14 protein-coding genes are annotated in these 15275 nt (G+C 66.0%); 6 read left to right on the top strand and 8 right to left on the bottom strand.

Features of this window, described 5'->3' with window-relative positions:
* Positions 1-30: 30 nt before the first annotated feature.
* Positions 31-1749, bottom strand: a complete 1719-nt coding sequence (locus tag AC0L2F_RS14635; RefSeq protein WP_473248933.1) for a heparinase II/III family protein — start codon at positions 1747-1749, stop codon at positions 31-33.
* 156 nt (positions 1750-1905) lie between these two features.
* Positions 1906-3252, bottom strand: coding sequence for an RsmB/NOP family class I SAM-dependent RNA methyltransferase (locus AC0L2F_RS14630; protein ID WP_473248834.1), 1347 nt, complete (start codon positions 3250-3252; stop codon positions 1906-1908).
* Positions 3253-3440: 188 nt separating this feature from the next.
* Between AC0L2F_RS14630 and AC0L2F_RS14625 the strand changes: the two genes are divergently transcribed.
* Together AC0L2F_RS14625 and AC0L2F_RS14620 are read left to right on the top strand one after the other, a co-directional pair.
* Complete coding sequence (locus tag AC0L2F_RS14625; RefSeq protein WP_007604127.1) at positions 3441-3650, top strand: DUF1674 domain-containing protein; 210 nt, start codon at positions 3441-3443, stop codon at positions 3648-3650.
* Between the two features lie 57 nt (positions 3651-3707).
* On the top strand, positions 3708-4295 hold the full coding sequence (locus tag AC0L2F_RS14620) for a thermonuclease family protein (protein ID WP_035973480.1): 588 nt from the start codon (positions 3708-3710) through the stop codon (positions 4293-4295).
* A gap of 56 nt (positions 4296-4351) precedes the next feature.
* Here AC0L2F_RS14620 and AC0L2F_RS14615 read toward each other — a convergent pair whose 3' ends face one another.
* Together AC0L2F_RS14615 and acs are read right to left on the bottom strand one after the other, a co-directional pair.
* Positions 4352-4867, bottom strand: a complete 516-nt coding sequence (locus AC0L2F_RS14615) for a L,D-transpeptidase (protein ID WP_035973481.1) — start codon at positions 4865-4867, stop codon at positions 4352-4354.
* Positions 4868-5326: 459 nt separating this feature from the next.
* Positions 5327-7273: an acetate--CoA ligase gene (acs, locus tag AC0L2F_RS14610; RefSeq protein ID WP_473248833.1), complete on the bottom strand. Its 1947-nt coding sequence runs from the start codon at positions 7271-7273 to the stop codon at positions 5327-5329.
* 400 nt (positions 7274-7673) lie between these two features.
* Between acs and AC0L2F_RS14605 the strand changes: the two genes are divergently transcribed.
* Complete coding sequence (locus AC0L2F_RS14605; protein WP_473248832.1) at positions 7674-8843, top strand: DNA topoisomerase IB; 1170 nt, start codon at positions 7674-7676, stop codon at positions 8841-8843.
* 13 nt (positions 8844-8856) lie between these two features.
* On the opposite strand, the gene AC0L2F_RS14600 is transcribed toward AC0L2F_RS14605, so the two are convergent.
* A complete protein-coding gene (locus AC0L2F_RS14600) occupies positions 8857-9312 on the bottom strand; it encodes an SRPBCC family protein (RefSeq protein ID WP_473248831.1) in 456 nt (151 codons plus the stop codon).
* Positions 9313-9412: 100 nt separating this feature from the next.
* On the opposite strand from AC0L2F_RS14600, the gene AC0L2F_RS14595 reads away from it, so the two are divergent.
* Positions 9413-10492 (top strand): adenylate/guanylate cyclase domain-containing protein, encoded by a 1080-nt coding sequence (locus AC0L2F_RS14595; protein WP_473248932.1) that lies wholly within the window; start codon positions 9413-9415, stop codon positions 10490-10492.
* Positions 10493-10594: 102 nt separating this feature from the next.
* Here AC0L2F_RS14595 and AC0L2F_RS14590 read toward each other — a convergent pair whose 3' ends face one another.
* The 3 genes from AC0L2F_RS14590 to tsaD are packed head-to-tail and all read right to left on the bottom strand — an operon-like array spanning position 10595 to position 13067.
* Positions 10595-11008, bottom strand: coding sequence for an EVE domain-containing protein (locus tag AC0L2F_RS14590; RefSeq protein ID WP_007604134.1), 414 nt, complete (start codon positions 11006-11008; stop codon positions 10595-10597).
* Positions 11009-11010: 2 nt separating this feature from the next.
* Positions 11011-11991, bottom strand: coding sequence for an NAD(P)H-dependent glycerol-3-phosphate dehydrogenase (locus AC0L2F_RS14585; RefSeq protein ID WP_473248830.1), 981 nt, complete (start codon positions 11989-11991; stop codon positions 11011-11013).
* A gap of 2 nt (positions 11992-11993) precedes the next feature.
* Positions 11994-13067: a tRNA (adenosine(37)-N6)-threonylcarbamoyltransferase complex transferase subunit TsaD gene (gene tsaD / locus AC0L2F_RS14580; protein ID WP_473248829.1), complete on the bottom strand. Its 1074-nt coding sequence runs from the start codon at positions 13065-13067 to the stop codon at positions 11994-11996.
* A gap of 163 nt (positions 13068-13230) precedes the next feature.
* On the opposite strand from tsaD, the gene AC0L2F_RS14575 reads away from it, so the two are divergent.
* Both AC0L2F_RS14575 and AC0L2F_RS14570 read left to right on the top strand, forming a co-directional pair.
* Positions 13231-13977, top strand: a complete 747-nt coding sequence (locus AC0L2F_RS14575; RefSeq protein ID WP_473248931.1) for a uroporphyrinogen-III synthase — start codon at positions 13231-13233, stop codon at positions 13975-13977.
* 69 nt (positions 13978-14046) lie between these two features.
* Entirely contained in the window at positions 14047-15273 is a 1227-nt protein-coding gene (locus tag AC0L2F_RS14570) for a COG4223 family protein (protein WP_473248828.1), read from the top strand.
* The last annotated feature ends 2 nt before the right edge of the window (positions 15274-15275 follow it).

Genomic DNA, 15275 nt, shown 5'->3' with positions numbered 1-15275 from the left:
AACGATCAGATCGGGCCGAATCGCAGGCGTCTACAGCGGAAGTTCCGGCTCCCGCCGCGCATTTCTGCGGGCATTCGTGATCGCCGGCGAGGTGGTGGAGCGGACAAAACTCCAGCGGATCGAGGGCGCCTGCCGCGCATCCTGGCGGATCACGATCTGAGCGGTACGGCGCGGGCCGTCATTGCCGGCCAGGGACACGCTGTCCTCAAGCTCCACCTTGTCGTCGAGCGCCTCGAAGGTCCAGACGTCGCGGTTTGGCAGCACCAGCATGACGCCGCGGGCATCGGATAGCCGGCTCGCCTTCACCGCCGGGTGCAGATGGAAGCGCAGCGCGAAATCGGCATCCGGACCCTTGAAACGTCCGCCTTGCGGCGGCGACAGCGTGTCCTCGCCGTCGATGCGCGCGCCGTCATTGGCGATCATCAGCACGCGGCGGTGGATCGCGCCGAATTTTGTGAGGTAACCGTCATGCGACGTCGTGAGCAGCGTGCCGTTCTGCACGATTTCGCGATAGCTCTCGACCTCGACGGGGCCGCTGGTGATCGGAGCGCCGTGCAGGAGCCGCTTCATCGCCGACATCTCCACGAACTGGCATGACGAGGTGTCGTGATAGGTCAGCGTCGAATGCGCTGCCGTGCCGCGTGCGAACGGCCGCCAATTGTCGCGGCCCGTGGTCGGCATGCCGCAATTGGTGACGATGCGGCTGATGCCGGAGGACAGTTCGAACGACAGGCAGCCGGCATGGGCGTCGTGGCTGACGCTGGCGGCCGGCGGCGGGCCGGTGTCGATGATCAGCGTGGTCTGGCCGGCATCGAGGCGCTGGAAACCGGTATGGGGCATATTCGACATCGGCGCGCCGTGGGTGTCGTCATAGGCAAGCAGCGTCGCGAGCAGGTCCGAGGGTGTCGCGCTCATGCCGTTGAACAGCGCGAAATTGCCGTCACCGTGGCGGAAGAAGCGCAGCATCGGCATCATGCGGTCGATCGCGTTGAGAAGCGCGGGCGGCGGCGCGATGTTGCGCGCGGCAAAGGTCTGCCGCAGCGGCAACAGGTCGATCAAGAGCTCGATCAGCGCGCCCGGGTTGCGCGAGACATGCCCGCCGTCGGGCAGGATCTGCCGCTGCAATTCATCCGAGAGCTTTTTCGAGGTGCTGCGGATGTGACTTGCCTGGTTGGCGAGGCACAGCGCCGCATAGCACAGCGCGATCAGCACCTGGAGCTTCGGCACTCCGTCGGGAATGTTGACCATGGTGTAGCGCAGCAAGCGGATTTCGCGCGCCAGCGCGCGCAGATAGCGGCGGTAGAATTTGTTGTCGGTGTCGTTGAGCACCAGCGGCGCCTGCGACAGCAGGGAGATCACGCGTCGCGCAAGTACGTCGGCGCGTCGCGCGACGGGACGGCGCTTGGTGGCAGGGTTGGCGATCCAGTCCTCGATCAGCGAGCGCGCATTCGCGCGCGTCAGCGCGGTGTCGGCGGCGCGCAAATGGCGCAGCCAGCCGAAGCCGAGCAGCGCAACCTCCCAATCCTCCGACGGAGGCTCGAGATCGAAGATCGAACGGCCGTGGCAATTGACGATCTTGCCGGCGAAGACGAAGCGGCCGGCATAGATCTCGGCGGCGCGGGTCGCATCCGCGGTGCGCAGATCATGCGGCGCGATGATCAGCCGGTCGGCGCGGCCGGGCCAGACCCGCGACAGGGCGACGGAACCGCCGCTCGCGCGCGCGAGCATGTTCCGCGCGAAGCGGTTCATCACCAGCGTCGAGATACGTCTGCGTTGAGCGACCGACACGCCTTGCCTTGATGGGGGAGAGGATTCCGACGAATCCTTATTAATCCCAAAATCGGACGGCCGACACCACCTTGAACGACGCGAATCAGCGCCGTGGTTGCAAAATCCAGTGCAAAATCAGGATTTAACGAGCCGGGCCGCGAAAAATCCGTCGAGCCCGCCGAGCTTGGGATCGGCGTTCGGCAGATGGCTGGGCAGAGTGCGCAAATCGCCCTCGGCGGTGACGATCTCGCTGAGTCCCGACACCTCGGACGCATCGATCGGAACCCGGCGAAGCCCAGGCTCTGCGGCCAGCAGCGCGGCGACCGCATGCTCGCCCTCTTCGGGTTCCAGCGAGCAGGTACAGTAGACCAGCGTCCCGCCGGGCTTGAGCAGCGAGACCGATTTTTGCAGCAGCCGCCGCTGGAGCGCGGTCATTGCGGCGATGTCGGATTCCTGCCGAAGCCAGGATACGTCGGGGTGGCGGCGGATCGTCCCGGTCGAGGTGCAGGGCGCATCGATCAGGATGCCGTCGAAGCCCTCGGCAGGACCCGCCCATTCCGCGGCGTCGGCGACGACGGTCTCGGCCTGGAGCGACAACCGCGTCAGATTCTCGCGCAGCCGCGCCACGCGGGCGGGCGAGCGGTCGATGGCCGTGACGTGCGCACCGGCCTGCGCCAGTTGCGCGGTCTTGCCGCCGGGAGCGGCGCAGAGATCGGCGATGGATTTGTCCTTGATGTCGCCGAACAGCCGGGCCGGCAGCGCAGCGGCGGCGTCCTGCACCCACCATTGTCCTTCGGCGAAGCCGGGAAGCGTGGTCACCGCACCGTGCAGCACCGTACGCACCGATCCGGTCGGCAGCACTTCGCCATGGAGCCGGCTCGCCCATTGCGCGGCGTCCGACTTCACGGTGAGATCCAGCGAAGGATCGTGGCTGAGCGCGAGCGCCATGTCTCTTGCGACTGTCTCGCCGTAATGCGCGCTCCAGCGCGCGAGCATCCAGGGAGGCAGGTCCAGCGACTGCGCGGCAACCTCGTCCACCAGCGCCTTGCCCTCGCGGGCGCAGCGGCGCAGCACGGCGTTGACGAGGCCGGCATAGCGCGCGGCGCGCCGGTCGGATTGCACAAGGCGAACGGAGAGATCGACGGCAGCGTGATCGGGCACGTCCATCCAGAGGATCTGGGCGGCGCCGATCAACAGCGCGCTTTGCGCGCGCGGCGCGTCGGAGGGAATGCCTTTGTCGAGCAAGCGGGACAGCACATGGCCGAGCGTGCCGAGCCGGCGCAGCACGGTGGCGACCAGGCGGCGCATCAGCGCGCGGTCGCGGTCGGGGAGCGTCTTCAGTCCGGGATGGGCGCCGCTGCCGTCGAGCTGCTCGTCAAGCGTGCGGTGCTTTTGCAGCACGCCGTCGACGATGTCGGCGGCAATCCGCCGCGCCGCGAGACCGGGCACTTCGGATGGAGGAGCGAAACGTTGAGAAGGCATGCGGCTTAAGGTTCTTAGCGAGCGGCAGTTCCGCCGATACGGGCGCATGCCTTGAGAAAGCGATCTCTCGCACGCGAATATGCCAAATGTAAGAATCGCTTCCGGCTTTTTCAGCCCTCCGGGCCCGATTTCAGGAATGCGTTATTGGGCGTCGCGCTGTGCCTCGCCCTGCGCTAGAAAGCCCAGCGATGAGTGACCAGCCTCCCGTTTCCGACCGCAAGCAGCTCACGCCGGCCGCCCAGCGTGCGCTGGCCGAGGCCGAAGCGCGCCGGCAGGCTGCGGCAGTCCGAGCCAAAAACGACGGCCAGGCGGCGCCAAAGGAGTTGCAGGGCCCAAAAGGACCCGAGCCGACCCGCTATGGCGATTGGGAGCGCAAGGGCATCGCTTCCGACTTCTGAAGCTTGTCTTTTGAGGCTCGCTTGCCGGACTGCCCGACTCAGCCCTAGCGTGCGCGGATGTCGCGTTTCGATCCAAGCCATCCATATCGGCCTTCATACAGCGGCTCGCCATTCGGTCGCCGTTTCTCAGGCCTGTTGCCGTGGATGTTCGTGGTCGGAATCGTGGTGGCCGTGGTGTTCACGTTCCGGCACGGGATGAACTGGCCGTTCCCTCGTGCGACTGACGGTCAATCGCGGGACGCCGAAATCATCTTACAGCAGGCAAGTCCTGACGTCCGTGAGCCGGTCGAGGTCGTTCGCACCATTGACGGCGACACCTTTCTCGCACGCGTTCGTCAGCGCAACGGCCGCGATCTCGTCGTGCGCGTTCGCCTGCGCGGCATCGATGCACCCGAGATGAAAGCCTCCTGCCAGCAGGAGCTGGACAAGGCCGAAGCCGCGGCCCGCGCATTGCGCGATCTGCTCGGGCAAGGTGGCGTGGTGATCACCAATCTCGGCTCCGATAAATATGGCCGCGTTCTCGCCGACGTCGCGACAAAACGCACGGCCAGTGTCTCGGCGGCGTTGCTCGCCGGCGGTTACGCGCGAAGCTACAATGGCGGCCATCGCGACGGCTGGTGCACGCGGAGCTGGCGCTTCTGGTGACAAAAAAAGCCGCGTCGAAAGACGCGGCTCTTGCCGTCTCACCCCAATGCCGGCGATCAGCGCGTCACGACCACCGTCGTGCCGACCGAGACGCGGCTGTAGAGATCGGTGATGTCGTCGTTGAGCATGCGGATGCAGCCATAGGAGACGAAGCCGCCGATCGAGCCCGGCACGTTGGTCCCGTGGATGGCATATTCACCGCCGGACAGCGTCATCGCCGCGACGCCCATCGGATTGCGTGGCGAGCCGCCCGGGATGACGTCGGGGATGGTCGGCTTGTCGCGCTTCACCTCGGCGGGCGGCGCCCAGGCCGGGTTGCGGTACTTGCCGTCGATGCGGGTGGTGCCGGCCCACTGCTTCCCGGACTTGCCGACGCCGACCGGGTAGCGCACGGCGTGGCCGCTATCGAGAACGAGATAGAGCCGACGCTCGTTGGTTTTGACCACGATGGTGCCCGGCGAATAGTCGGCCAGGTGTGTCCCCACCATTTCCGGCCGCGCCTGCGCCGCCGTCGACATCAAGACCCCAGCCCCGACGGTGGCGGCCAGCGCCACAGCAATCCTCATCGACATCGATTTTCCCCTTGCCCCGAACGGACCGTCCAAAATTATGCAAAACCGGCAATCGCTGGCTCGCCAAGTCCTTGTCGCAAGTCTTGTCGCAAGTCCTTGTCAGGCGACATTCTTAACCGCGCCTGTTAACCGGATGGTTTCCACGCACGGCCGCCAAGGGCCAGCCAGCAGGGGGAACAAAGGAAATGTTCGAAACAAAGTAAATGACCTGAAAACAACACTCAGCCGGAAAGATGCCCGGGCGCCGGGGCGCGGCCTGACAAGTGCGTGACGATGTGAACGGCCGTTGTTTCAGGGGCGGTGATGCGGGAGGCGGTCCGTGTCCCGGACGCGGCGCAGCGCGAAGCGGTGCGACGCCGAGCCGGGCCCCGGAAAACCACAGTGTCTGCCGTTGCATGGCCCCGGCTCAGCAGCGCACCGCTAAAGAGCGCTGCGCTGCGTCCGGGGCACGAGACTGCCTTACGCGGACTTCTTGTTCTGTCGGTTCTTGACGAGGTCGTCGACCACGCCGGGATCGGCCAAGGTCGAGGTGTCGCCCAGGCTGCCCGGCTCGTCCTCGGCGATCTTGCGCAGGATGCGGCGCATGATCTTGCCGGAGCGGGTCTTTGGCAGGCCGGGCGAGAACTGGATTTGGTCGGGCGCAGCAATCGGGCCGATCTCCTTGCGCACCCAGGTGACGAGCTCCTTGCGCAGTTCGTCGGTCGGCTCGATGCCGGCCATCAGGGTCACATAGGCGTAGATGCCCTGGCCCTTGATGTCGTGCGGGTAACCGACCACGGCGGCTTCCGAGACCTTCTCGTGTGCGACCAGGGCACTCTCGACTTCCGCCGTGCCCATGCGGTGGCCGGAGACGTTGATGACGTCGTCGACGCGGCCGGTGATCCAGTAATAACCGTCGGCATCGCGCCGGCAGCCGTCGCCGGTGAAATACTTGCCCTTATAGGTCGAGAAATAGGTCTGCTCGAAGCGGGCGTGGTCGCCATAGACCGTGCGCATCTGGCCCGGCCATGACCTCGTCAGGCACAGATTGCCTGATGTCTCGCCGTCCAGCACGTTGCCATCGGCGTCGACGATCTCGGGCACCACGCCGAAGAACGGCTGCGTCGCCGAGCCCGGCTTGAGCTTCGTGGCGCCGGGCAGGGGCGTGATCAAAATGCCGCCGGTCTCGGTCTGCCACCAGGTGTCGACGATCGGGCAGCGGTCGTCGCCGACGACGCGGTGATACCACTCCCAGGCTTCCGGATTGATCGGCTCGCCGACCGAGCCGAGCAGGCGCAGGCTGGCGCGCGAGGTCTTCTTCACGGGCGCGTCGCCGCTCTGCATCAGCGCGCGGATCGCGGTCGGCGCGGTGTAGAAGATGTTGACCTTGTGCTTGTCGATCACGTTCCAGAATCGCGAATTATCCGGGTAATTCGGCACGCCTTCGAACATCAGCGTGGTCGCGCCGTTGGCGAGCGGCCCGTACAGAATGTAGCTGTGGCCGGTGACCCAGCCGACGTCGGCGGTGCACCAGTAGACGTCGCCATCGTGATAGTCGAAGACGTATTGATGCGTCATCGCGGCGAACACGAGATAGCCGGCGGAGGTGTGCAGCACGCCCTTGGGTTGGCCGGTCGAGCCTGAGGTGTAGAGGATGAACAGCGGATCTTCCGCGTGCATGTGCTCGACCGGGCACTCGGTCGTCACCATCTTGGCGGCGTCGTGGTACCAGAGGTCGCGCGAGGGATTCATTTCGACCGCGCCGCCGGTGCGCTTGACCACGACGACCCAGTCGACGCCGTCTGCCTTGGCGAGCGCGGCGTCGACATTGGCCTTCAGCGGCACTTTCTTGCCGCCGCGCAGGCCCTCATCCGCGGTGATGATCACCTTGGATTGGCAATCGTTGATGCGCTGCGCGAGGCTGTCGGGCGAGAACCCGGCGAACACCACGGAGTGAATTGCGCCGATCCGCGCGCAGGCCAGCATCGCGTAGGCCGCCTCCGGAATCATCGGCAGGTAGATGGTGACGCGGTCGCCCTTCTTGACGTTCCGGGTGCGCAGGATGTTGGCCATCCGGCAGACCTCGTCGTGCAGCTCCTGGTAAGTGATGTGCCGGGATTGCGAGGGATCGTCGCCTTCCCAGATGATCGCGGTCTGGTTGGCCCGGCTGTGGAGATGCCGGTCGATGCAATTATGGGCGACGTTGAGGATGCCGTCCTCGAACCATTTGATGGAGATGTTGCCCGGCGCGAAGGAGACGTTCTCGATCTTCGTCGGAGCGTGCATCCAGTCGATGCGCTTGGCCTGCTCGGCCCAGAAGGCGTTCGGGTCCGAGATCGAGCGGGCGTACATGTCCTTGTATTTGGCCTGGTCGACCCAGGCGCGCTTCGCCCATTCCGCGGGGACGTCGTAGATCTTCTCGGACATGTTTCCCTCCACATACGGCAAGCCGAGCGCAGACCACTGGCGAGCCGACTTGATCCTTGAACCGATTATGCGTCGGGCTAACCGGACCCGACAAGGTGCACAAGCTGGACCTTCGGCGAGCAGCCTGCCATGCGGAGGATCAAGCCGTTTCGTGCGACTGTCGCAGTTTTGAAACAGGGCGACGGGCGGCTTTCGGGTCTTTACCCAGATCCTCGGAAGGGGCCCGCGCAGAGCGCCATGCACCGTGCAGAGGTATTTAGAAACCGCCTCTCACTGATTCGGGACTCGCAATGCGGTTCGGAACACCCTAAATGGCCAACCCGGGTCCAACGAGACCCCATGGAACAAAAATCAGAACAGCGGCATTGACCGATAACAGACAGGGTTAAGGCATAAGACTATGATGGATCAGCGGAATTTCGGGACGATGCGGCCCGCTTCAGCCGATCCTGCTGCCATTGCGCTGGCCAAAGCCCTCGGACAATGGCCGAAACCGGCCGGTTCCGGCCGTCCCAGCCCGAAAAAAGCGTTCGACACGGCGCCTGCGAGGACGGTCGAGGCCCTCGCCAGGGAACTGGGCCTGCGGCTCGGTGACCAGAACGAGCTGACCATCCGCCGCATCAGGCGCGGCAAGGGCTATTCGTTCGTGCGACCCAACGGGGTCCACATCCGCGATGCCCGCATCATTCGGCGGCTGCATTCCATGGCGGTGCCGCCGGCCTATCGCGAGGTGCGCTACTCGGCCGATCCGAGCACGCATCTCCAGGCGGTGGGACGCGATGCCGCGGGCCGGCTGCAATATCGCTATCACGCCGATTGGGAGAAGGTCCGCGAGCAACGCAAGGCGCATCGTCTGGAAAAACTCGTCGGCGCGCTGCCCAAGATCCGGCGCAAGGTCTCGGCGTTCCTGTCGGGCGACGAGCCGACCCGCGAATTCGCGCTCTCGGCCGTCATCGAACTGATTGCGCGCACCGCGATCCGCCCCGGCAACGAATCCTATGCCCGTCTCAACGGCACCCGCGGAGCCACCACGCTGCTGAAGTCCAACGTCTCGCTGGAAGACGACAACTTCGTGCTGACCTTCAAGGCGAAGGGCGGCAAGGCGGTACGCAAAGAGTGCGACGCGGCCAAGCTCGTGCGTGCCATCGGGATTTTGCAGGGCGTTCCGGGCAAGCGCATGTTCCAGTATCGCGATGCCTACGGCATCGTGCGCGCGGTCAGCACCACGCAGGTGAACGCGTTTCTGCGCGAGATCGCCGGCATCAAGATATCGCTAAAGGATTTCCGCACGCTGATGGCCTCTGCCGTGGTCGTGGAATCGTTGTCGCGGATCACGCCCGCGACCAGCCAGCGTGGCCGCAAGAAGCAGGTGCTGGAGGCGATCCGGGGCGCTGCCGATCAGCTCTCCAACACGCCGGCGATCTGCCGCAAGAGCTATGTTCACGACACCATCGTCACCGCGTTCGAGGACGGCATCCTCGAACGCTTCGCCGCGACCATGAAGGGCCAGCGTTCGCAGGCCAGGCGCGAGCAGCTTTTGCAGCAGGTGGTGGCGACCGCGGCGGTCTGACCTTCTTCCGTCGCTACGTCTTGGTGGAAACGCCGTTGTCGGGACCGGGATCGCTGCCCGCGGCTGCGGTCGTGAGCCGTCCCAGATAATGCGCCCATCCCGTCGCGTGGGCGGCAGCCTGTTCCTCGGTCGGCAGCCCGCTATGGGTCATGCGCAGCAATGTGCCGCCGTCGCGTTCGATCAGGTCGATCTCGATCAGGCTCGAGCCGGGCGGCACTTCCTGGCCACCCTCCCATCCAAACGTGTAGGCGAGACGATGCACCGGCACGACTTCGCGGAACGCGCCGCGGGCAACGCCGCCGCGGGGACCGATGCCTTTGAGCAGATATAGCCCGCCGGGATGTGGCTCTGTGGTCGCGTCGGAACCCATCCAGCTCAAAATCTTCTCGGGGTCGGTCAGGTAAGCGAAAACGGTGGCGCGTGGGGCGGCGATCTGGGTCTCGCGTCGCACTATGAACGGTTCGGTCATCGGCGATCATCCCTGGCTGACACTGGGACATGGCGGCGCGCGAGCGGCCCGTCAAGGATTGCCCGTGACAAAGACCGCCTGCCTTCGTCATGATCGGGCCATGCACCTCTCGCCGACGCTAGCCTGGCTTGTCGATGCCGCCGCCGATAGCACGGGGGCCGACCGCCTGCTCGCGGATCTCGGCGCACATCTGGTCGCCGACGGCGTGCCGCTTGCGGCAGGCAGCCTGACGTTGGGGGTGCCGCATCCGTTGATCGCGAAGCGGACCTGGTTGTGGCGCGCGGAGAACGGCCGGGTGATCGAAGCGCTCGGCTTCGCACCAGGCGGCCTCGCGCCCGACCCGCCCAACGATGCCGGCCGCCGCTGGCTGCGCGACATCGCGGCCGGTGAGGTGCACGAAGACGCGGTCGGACGGCCCGACGGGCCATTGCTCGGCTGGATCGGGCCGCGTCCGTTCACCGCAGACGAGACCGAGCAGTTGCGCCAGGCCGCGCGCTTTGCCGCGACGCCCCTTGCGGTGCTTGCCGCGCGCGCCACGTTGCGCGCGACGCTTGATGCCTATCTTGGCAAGCGCAGCGCGGAGCGGGTGCTGGCGGCACCCCTGCGGCGCGATCTCGGCGAGACCATTCAGGCCGCGCTGCTCTATGCCGATCTGCGCAATTTCACGCTCCTGTCGGAAACCACGCCACCTGCCGGCGTCATCGCGGCGCTCGATGCATGGTTCGATCGAATCGCCGGCGCGGTCCACGCCTTCGGCGGCGAGGTGCTGAAATTCATCGGCGACGGCGTGCTCGCGATCTTTCCGGTGGTCGGGGCGTCACCGCGCCAAGCGTGCGATGCAGCTCTGCGTGCCGCGAGCGCAGCCGAAGCCGGAATGACGTATCTCAACGCGGAGCGCCGTGCGCAAGGTCTGCCGCCGCTCGCGTTCGGTGCGGCGCTGCATCTCGGCGAGATGCTATGGGGCAATATCGGCGCCGCCAACCGGCTCGATTTCACGGCGATCGGTCCCGCCGTCAATCTCGCCAGCCGGCTCGAAGGATTGTGCAAGCCGCTCGGCAGAACCGTGCTGGTGTCGGGCGCGCTCGCCGCCGAGACGGACATGCCTCTGATCGCGCTCGGATCGCATTCGCTGCGCGGCATTGCCGCGCCATGCGAGGTGTTTGCGCTTCCGGAAACGTAAGCTCGGATATCGTAGCCCGGATGGAGCGAAGCGTAATCCGGGGTCGTGCGACATGGAGACTTTCCCGGATTGCGCTTCGCTCCATCCGGGCTACTGCAGCTCCTACATCCCACCCATCTTGCAGACGAGCTTCCATTCGTCGGCCGTCACCGGCTGCACCGAGAGGCGCGAATATTTCACCAGCGCCATGTCGGCGAGCTTCTTCTCGGCCTTGATCGCGGCCATCGTCACCGGACTCTTCAACGGCTTGTCGGCCTTGATGTCGACGCAGACGAATTTTTCCGTCTTGTCGGTCGGATCGAGGTAGGCTTCCTTGATAATCTCCGCGATGCCAACGATCTCCTTGCCCTCGTTGGAATGATAGAAGAACGCCTTGTCGCCCTTCTTCATGGCGACGAGATTCTGGCGCGCGGTGTAATTGCGCACGCCGGTCCAGGCTTCGCCCTTGGCGCCTTTCGCCACCTGCTGGTCCCAGGACCACACCGATGGTTCGGATTTCACCAGCCAGTATGCCATCTTCATTCCTCTGCCTTGAAAGGTCGCGCCATCAGCCCCGAGATCGCGGCATCGATCGTGCTTCTGCCGGTCAGGATCGATGCGACGGCTTCCGATACTGGCATTTCGATGTTTTGCGAAGCCGCGAGCTCGATCAGGACCGGCGCGGTGAATTCGCCTTCGGCAAGCTTGCCGGTGGGCGGCTGCTCGCTGCGGCCAAGCGCCAGGCCGAGCGCAAAATTGCGCGATTGTGGGCTCGAGCAGGTCAAGATCAGATCGCCGAGGCCAGACAAGCCCGTGAGTGTTTCGCTGCGTGCGCCGAGCGCGCGGCCGAGGCGTGTCAGCTCGGCAAAGGCGCGGGTGGTGAGTGCGGCCTGGGCGGAAGCGCCGAGCTTGCGCCCGACCGCGATGCCGACCGCGATCGCCAGCACGTTCTTGGCGGCGCCGCCGATCTCGACGCCGCGGACATCGGTGGAGTGATAGGGCCGGAAGGTCGTCGAGCCCAGCGCCTGCACCAAGCTGTTGGCCAGCGCTTCCTCCCTCGCCGCCAGCGTGACCGCGGTCGGCAGGCCACGCGCGACATCGTCGGCAAAGCTCGGGCCCGATAGGATCGCCGGCTGCGCGTGAGGCGCGGCCTCGGCGATCACGTCGGTCATGAATTTATGGGTGCCGTGCTCGATGCCCTTGGCGCAGGCAATGATCGGCACCGGCTTTTCCAGGTGCGAGGCGAGCATGTTGACAGCACCGCGCAGATGCTGCGCGGGCACTGCGATCAGCAGCATGTCCGCCTGCGCGGCGAGGCCCAGGTCGCTCGTAACGATGATCTCCGGCGCAAGCCGCACGCCGGGCAGCCGCGGATTGTCGCGGCTCGATGCAATTCGCTTCGCGTGCTCGGGATTGCGGGCCCACAGCGTCACGTTCCGTCCGGCCCGCGCCGCCACCATCGCCAGCGCCGTGCCCCAGGCGCCCGCGCCGATCACCGCGACAGATTGGAACGCTGTCATCGCTAGAATCCCGCGCGTGTCTTGCCGTATCCGGCCGGTGCCCTCGCGTTCGCATCGAGCAGCCAGCGCGCGCGGGGCTGTGCTTCCATCGTGTCGGTCATGCCGAGTGCGAGACGTTCGGCGCCGGCCCAGGCGATCATCGCGCCGTTGTCGGTGCAGAGCGCCGGCGGCGGCATGATCAGTTGTGTTCCGGCTTTCCTCGCAACGTCATGCAGCGCGCCGCGGATCGCTTGATTGGCGGCGACGCCGCCGGCCGCCACCAGCGCACGCGGCGCACCGAACTGCTCGCGGAAAAGTTTGAGACCGACGCTCAATCGGTCGGCGGTGGAATCGAGCACGGCGGCCTGGAAGCTCGCGCAGAGATCGCTGACGTCCTGCGGCGTGATCTCGGCCAACCGGCTTGCTTCGTTGCGCACCGCCGTCTTCAATCCCGATAGCGAGAAGTTGGCGTCGGGGCGTCCCTGCAGCGGCCGCGGAAACGCAAAGCGCGCGGGATCGCCGCTGGCTGCTGCGCGCTCGACCTGCGGCCCGCCCGGATAGGGCAGCCCCAGCATCTTCGCGACCTTGTCAAAGGCCTCGCCGATCGCATCGTCGACGGTGGTGCCGAGCCGCACATACTGGCCGACGCCGGTGACCGCAACGATCTGGGTATGGCCGCCCGAGGCGAGAAACAGGCAATAGGGAAATTCGAGTGCGTCGGTCAGGCGCGGCGTCAGCGCATGCGCTTCCAGATGGTTCACCGCGACCAGCGGCGTGCCGTGCACCATCGCGATCGCCTTCGCGGTGGTGAGCCCGACGATGACGCCGCCGATCAGTCCCGGGCCTGCGGCGGCCGCGACACCGTCGAGCTGGGCGAAGTCGATGCCGGCCTCAGTCATGGCGCGGTCGATGATGCCGTCGAGCAGGTCGACATGGGCGCGGGCCGCGATCTCCGGTACCACACCGCCGAAACGGGCATGCTCCTCGATCTGGGAGCGTACGATATTGGACAGGATCTTGCCGCTGCCGTCAGGCGCGCGCTCGATCACCGCTGCGGCGGTCTCGTCGCAGGTGGTTTCGATGCCCAGTACCAGCATTGGCGAATTGTTATCCAATTTGCGCCCTTCTCACCCCCCTTGCGCTGATCCGCAAAGCAGAGTTCTGGTACGTCCGGTAGCATTCCGGGGTCGGCCAGCGCAATCGTCACGCGCGGCCGTCCCTCGTGAAAGCGTCACGCCACGTGGTTCGGGAACACAAGCGATGTCCATTCTTGTCACACGGCCGCATCCCGACAATGAGGTGACATCGGAAAATCTCCGTGTACGGGGTCATGTGGTGCTGCTCGCGCCGGTGCTCAAGTTCGAGCCGGTCGCCTTCCATGACAAGAGTGAAACGAGCTACAGCGCCGTCATTGTCACATCGGCCAATGCGATCCGTGCCGTCGCGTCACAATTACCGGACCTTGGTCTCCTGCAGCTGCCGCTGTTCGCCGTCGGCGAGCACACGGCCGCCGCCGGGCGCGATGCCGGCTTTGCCGAGGTGATCGTCGCCGACGGCGACGCCGCGGCCCTGCGCGACAAGGTGATGCAGAGCGCGCGCGACAAGCGGCTGAAGAAAAAGAGCACGTTGCTCTATCTCGCGGGCGCGGATCTCTCGCGCGACCTCGGCGGTGAGCTGGGCGCCGAAGGCTTCAACGTCGTCACGCAGACGACCTATCGCATGGCCCCGGTCAAGCTGTTGCCGCGCGATGTCTGTGAGGGTTTTGCCGCCCATGGGATCGAGGCGGTGCTGCACTACTCCCGGCGCAGCGCGCGGGCTTTCCTGGAGGCCGCGCGGGCGGAAGGTGTCGAAATCTCGGCTCTGGCGATCCCGCAATGCTGCCTGTCCGAGACGGTCGCTGGCGTGCTGCGCGAGGCCGGTGCCTCGCAGGTTCTGGTGGCGGCGACGCCGGACGAAAATGCCCTATTTGACACCTTGGAGCGTGCTTTGCGCACCCGTTTGGCGTAAGAGGTCGGGCCGAATCCGACGCAATCGGATCCGTTCGTTCAAGGCAGGTAAGTGTGAGGAACCGTCACGATGGCCGACGACAAGCCTGAAGACGCAGGATTGGCTCCCGAGTCCGGCCGCGCCAAGCGCATCCCGCCCACCATAGACCTCGAGGCAACCGAAGTCTCGACCCAGCCGCAGGAGGTGGCGGGCGAGCCTCGGGCCGCGACCGAACAGGCCGTGCATGAGCATGGCAAGTCTGAAGTAGACAAGTCCGAACAAGCCATTGCCGAGCCGCAGCCCGAACCTGCCGAAGAGGAATCTTCCGTTGCGTCCGCGTCGGTATCGCCGTCAATTTCGCCCTGGGTTATCGCTCCGTTCTCCGGCGCCGTCGCAGCCGCCATTGTGATCGCGGTCGGCTGGATGCTGGGCTGGCCTGCGGTGCAGGCGCCGCCGGCTGCTCCGCAAGTGACGGGCGCAATCGTGGAGGCGCTGAGCGGGCGCGTGGCTGCGGTCGAAGCCAAAGCGGGCAAGCCTGCCGCCGATCCGGCCATGGTGGCGCGGATCGATGCGCTGGAGAAATCCACAACGAGCCTGCGCAGCGAGATCGCCAATCTGCGCGCGCAGTCCGACAAGACTGCCAGCGCCCTGAACGACGCGACATCGGCGCCACGCGCTGCCGCGCCCGATCTTGCCGCTCTCAACGACCGCCTCGCGCAACTCGAGCGTGCCAGCAAGACCGAACGTGCGGAACTCGCACAGCAGGGCGAGAAGATCGCCGACGCAAAGGCGACGGACGACAAGCCGCTGCGCCATGTGGTGGCGGCAGCCCTGCTCGACGTCGCCGTTCGCCACGGCGACGCTTATGTGTCGCAACTCGCTGCGGCGCGGTCGCTGGCAGCAAAGCCGGATATGCTGAAGCCGCTCGACACCTTTGCATCGTCTGGCATTCCGACGCCGGTCGCGCTCAGTCGCGAGCTCCTCAACATCGTGCCAAAATTGTCGCCGCCGGCGGAAGCCCCGGCCAGCGGCACCGGAATCGTCGAGCGTCTTCAGGCGGGGGCGTCAAAACTCGTCCGCATCGAGCGTACCGACGGGGTCGGCAATGATCGCGGCGCCATCGTCGCACGGGTGACGGCGGCTGCGTTGCGCAACGATTTCGTCGAGGCACGGCGCGAGTTGAAGACGCTGCCCGAGGCCGATCGTGCACCGGCGCAAGCCTGGCTCGACAAGGCCGATGCCCGTGACGCCGCGCTCGCCGCCTCACGCAAATTCGCCGACGCCGCCATGGCGGATCTCGTCAAGCCTGGTCAATAAAG

The organism is Bradyrhizobium sp. Ken64, assembly GCF_055807555.1.
This window is presented reverse-complemented; position numbering and strand designations above follow the sequence as displayed.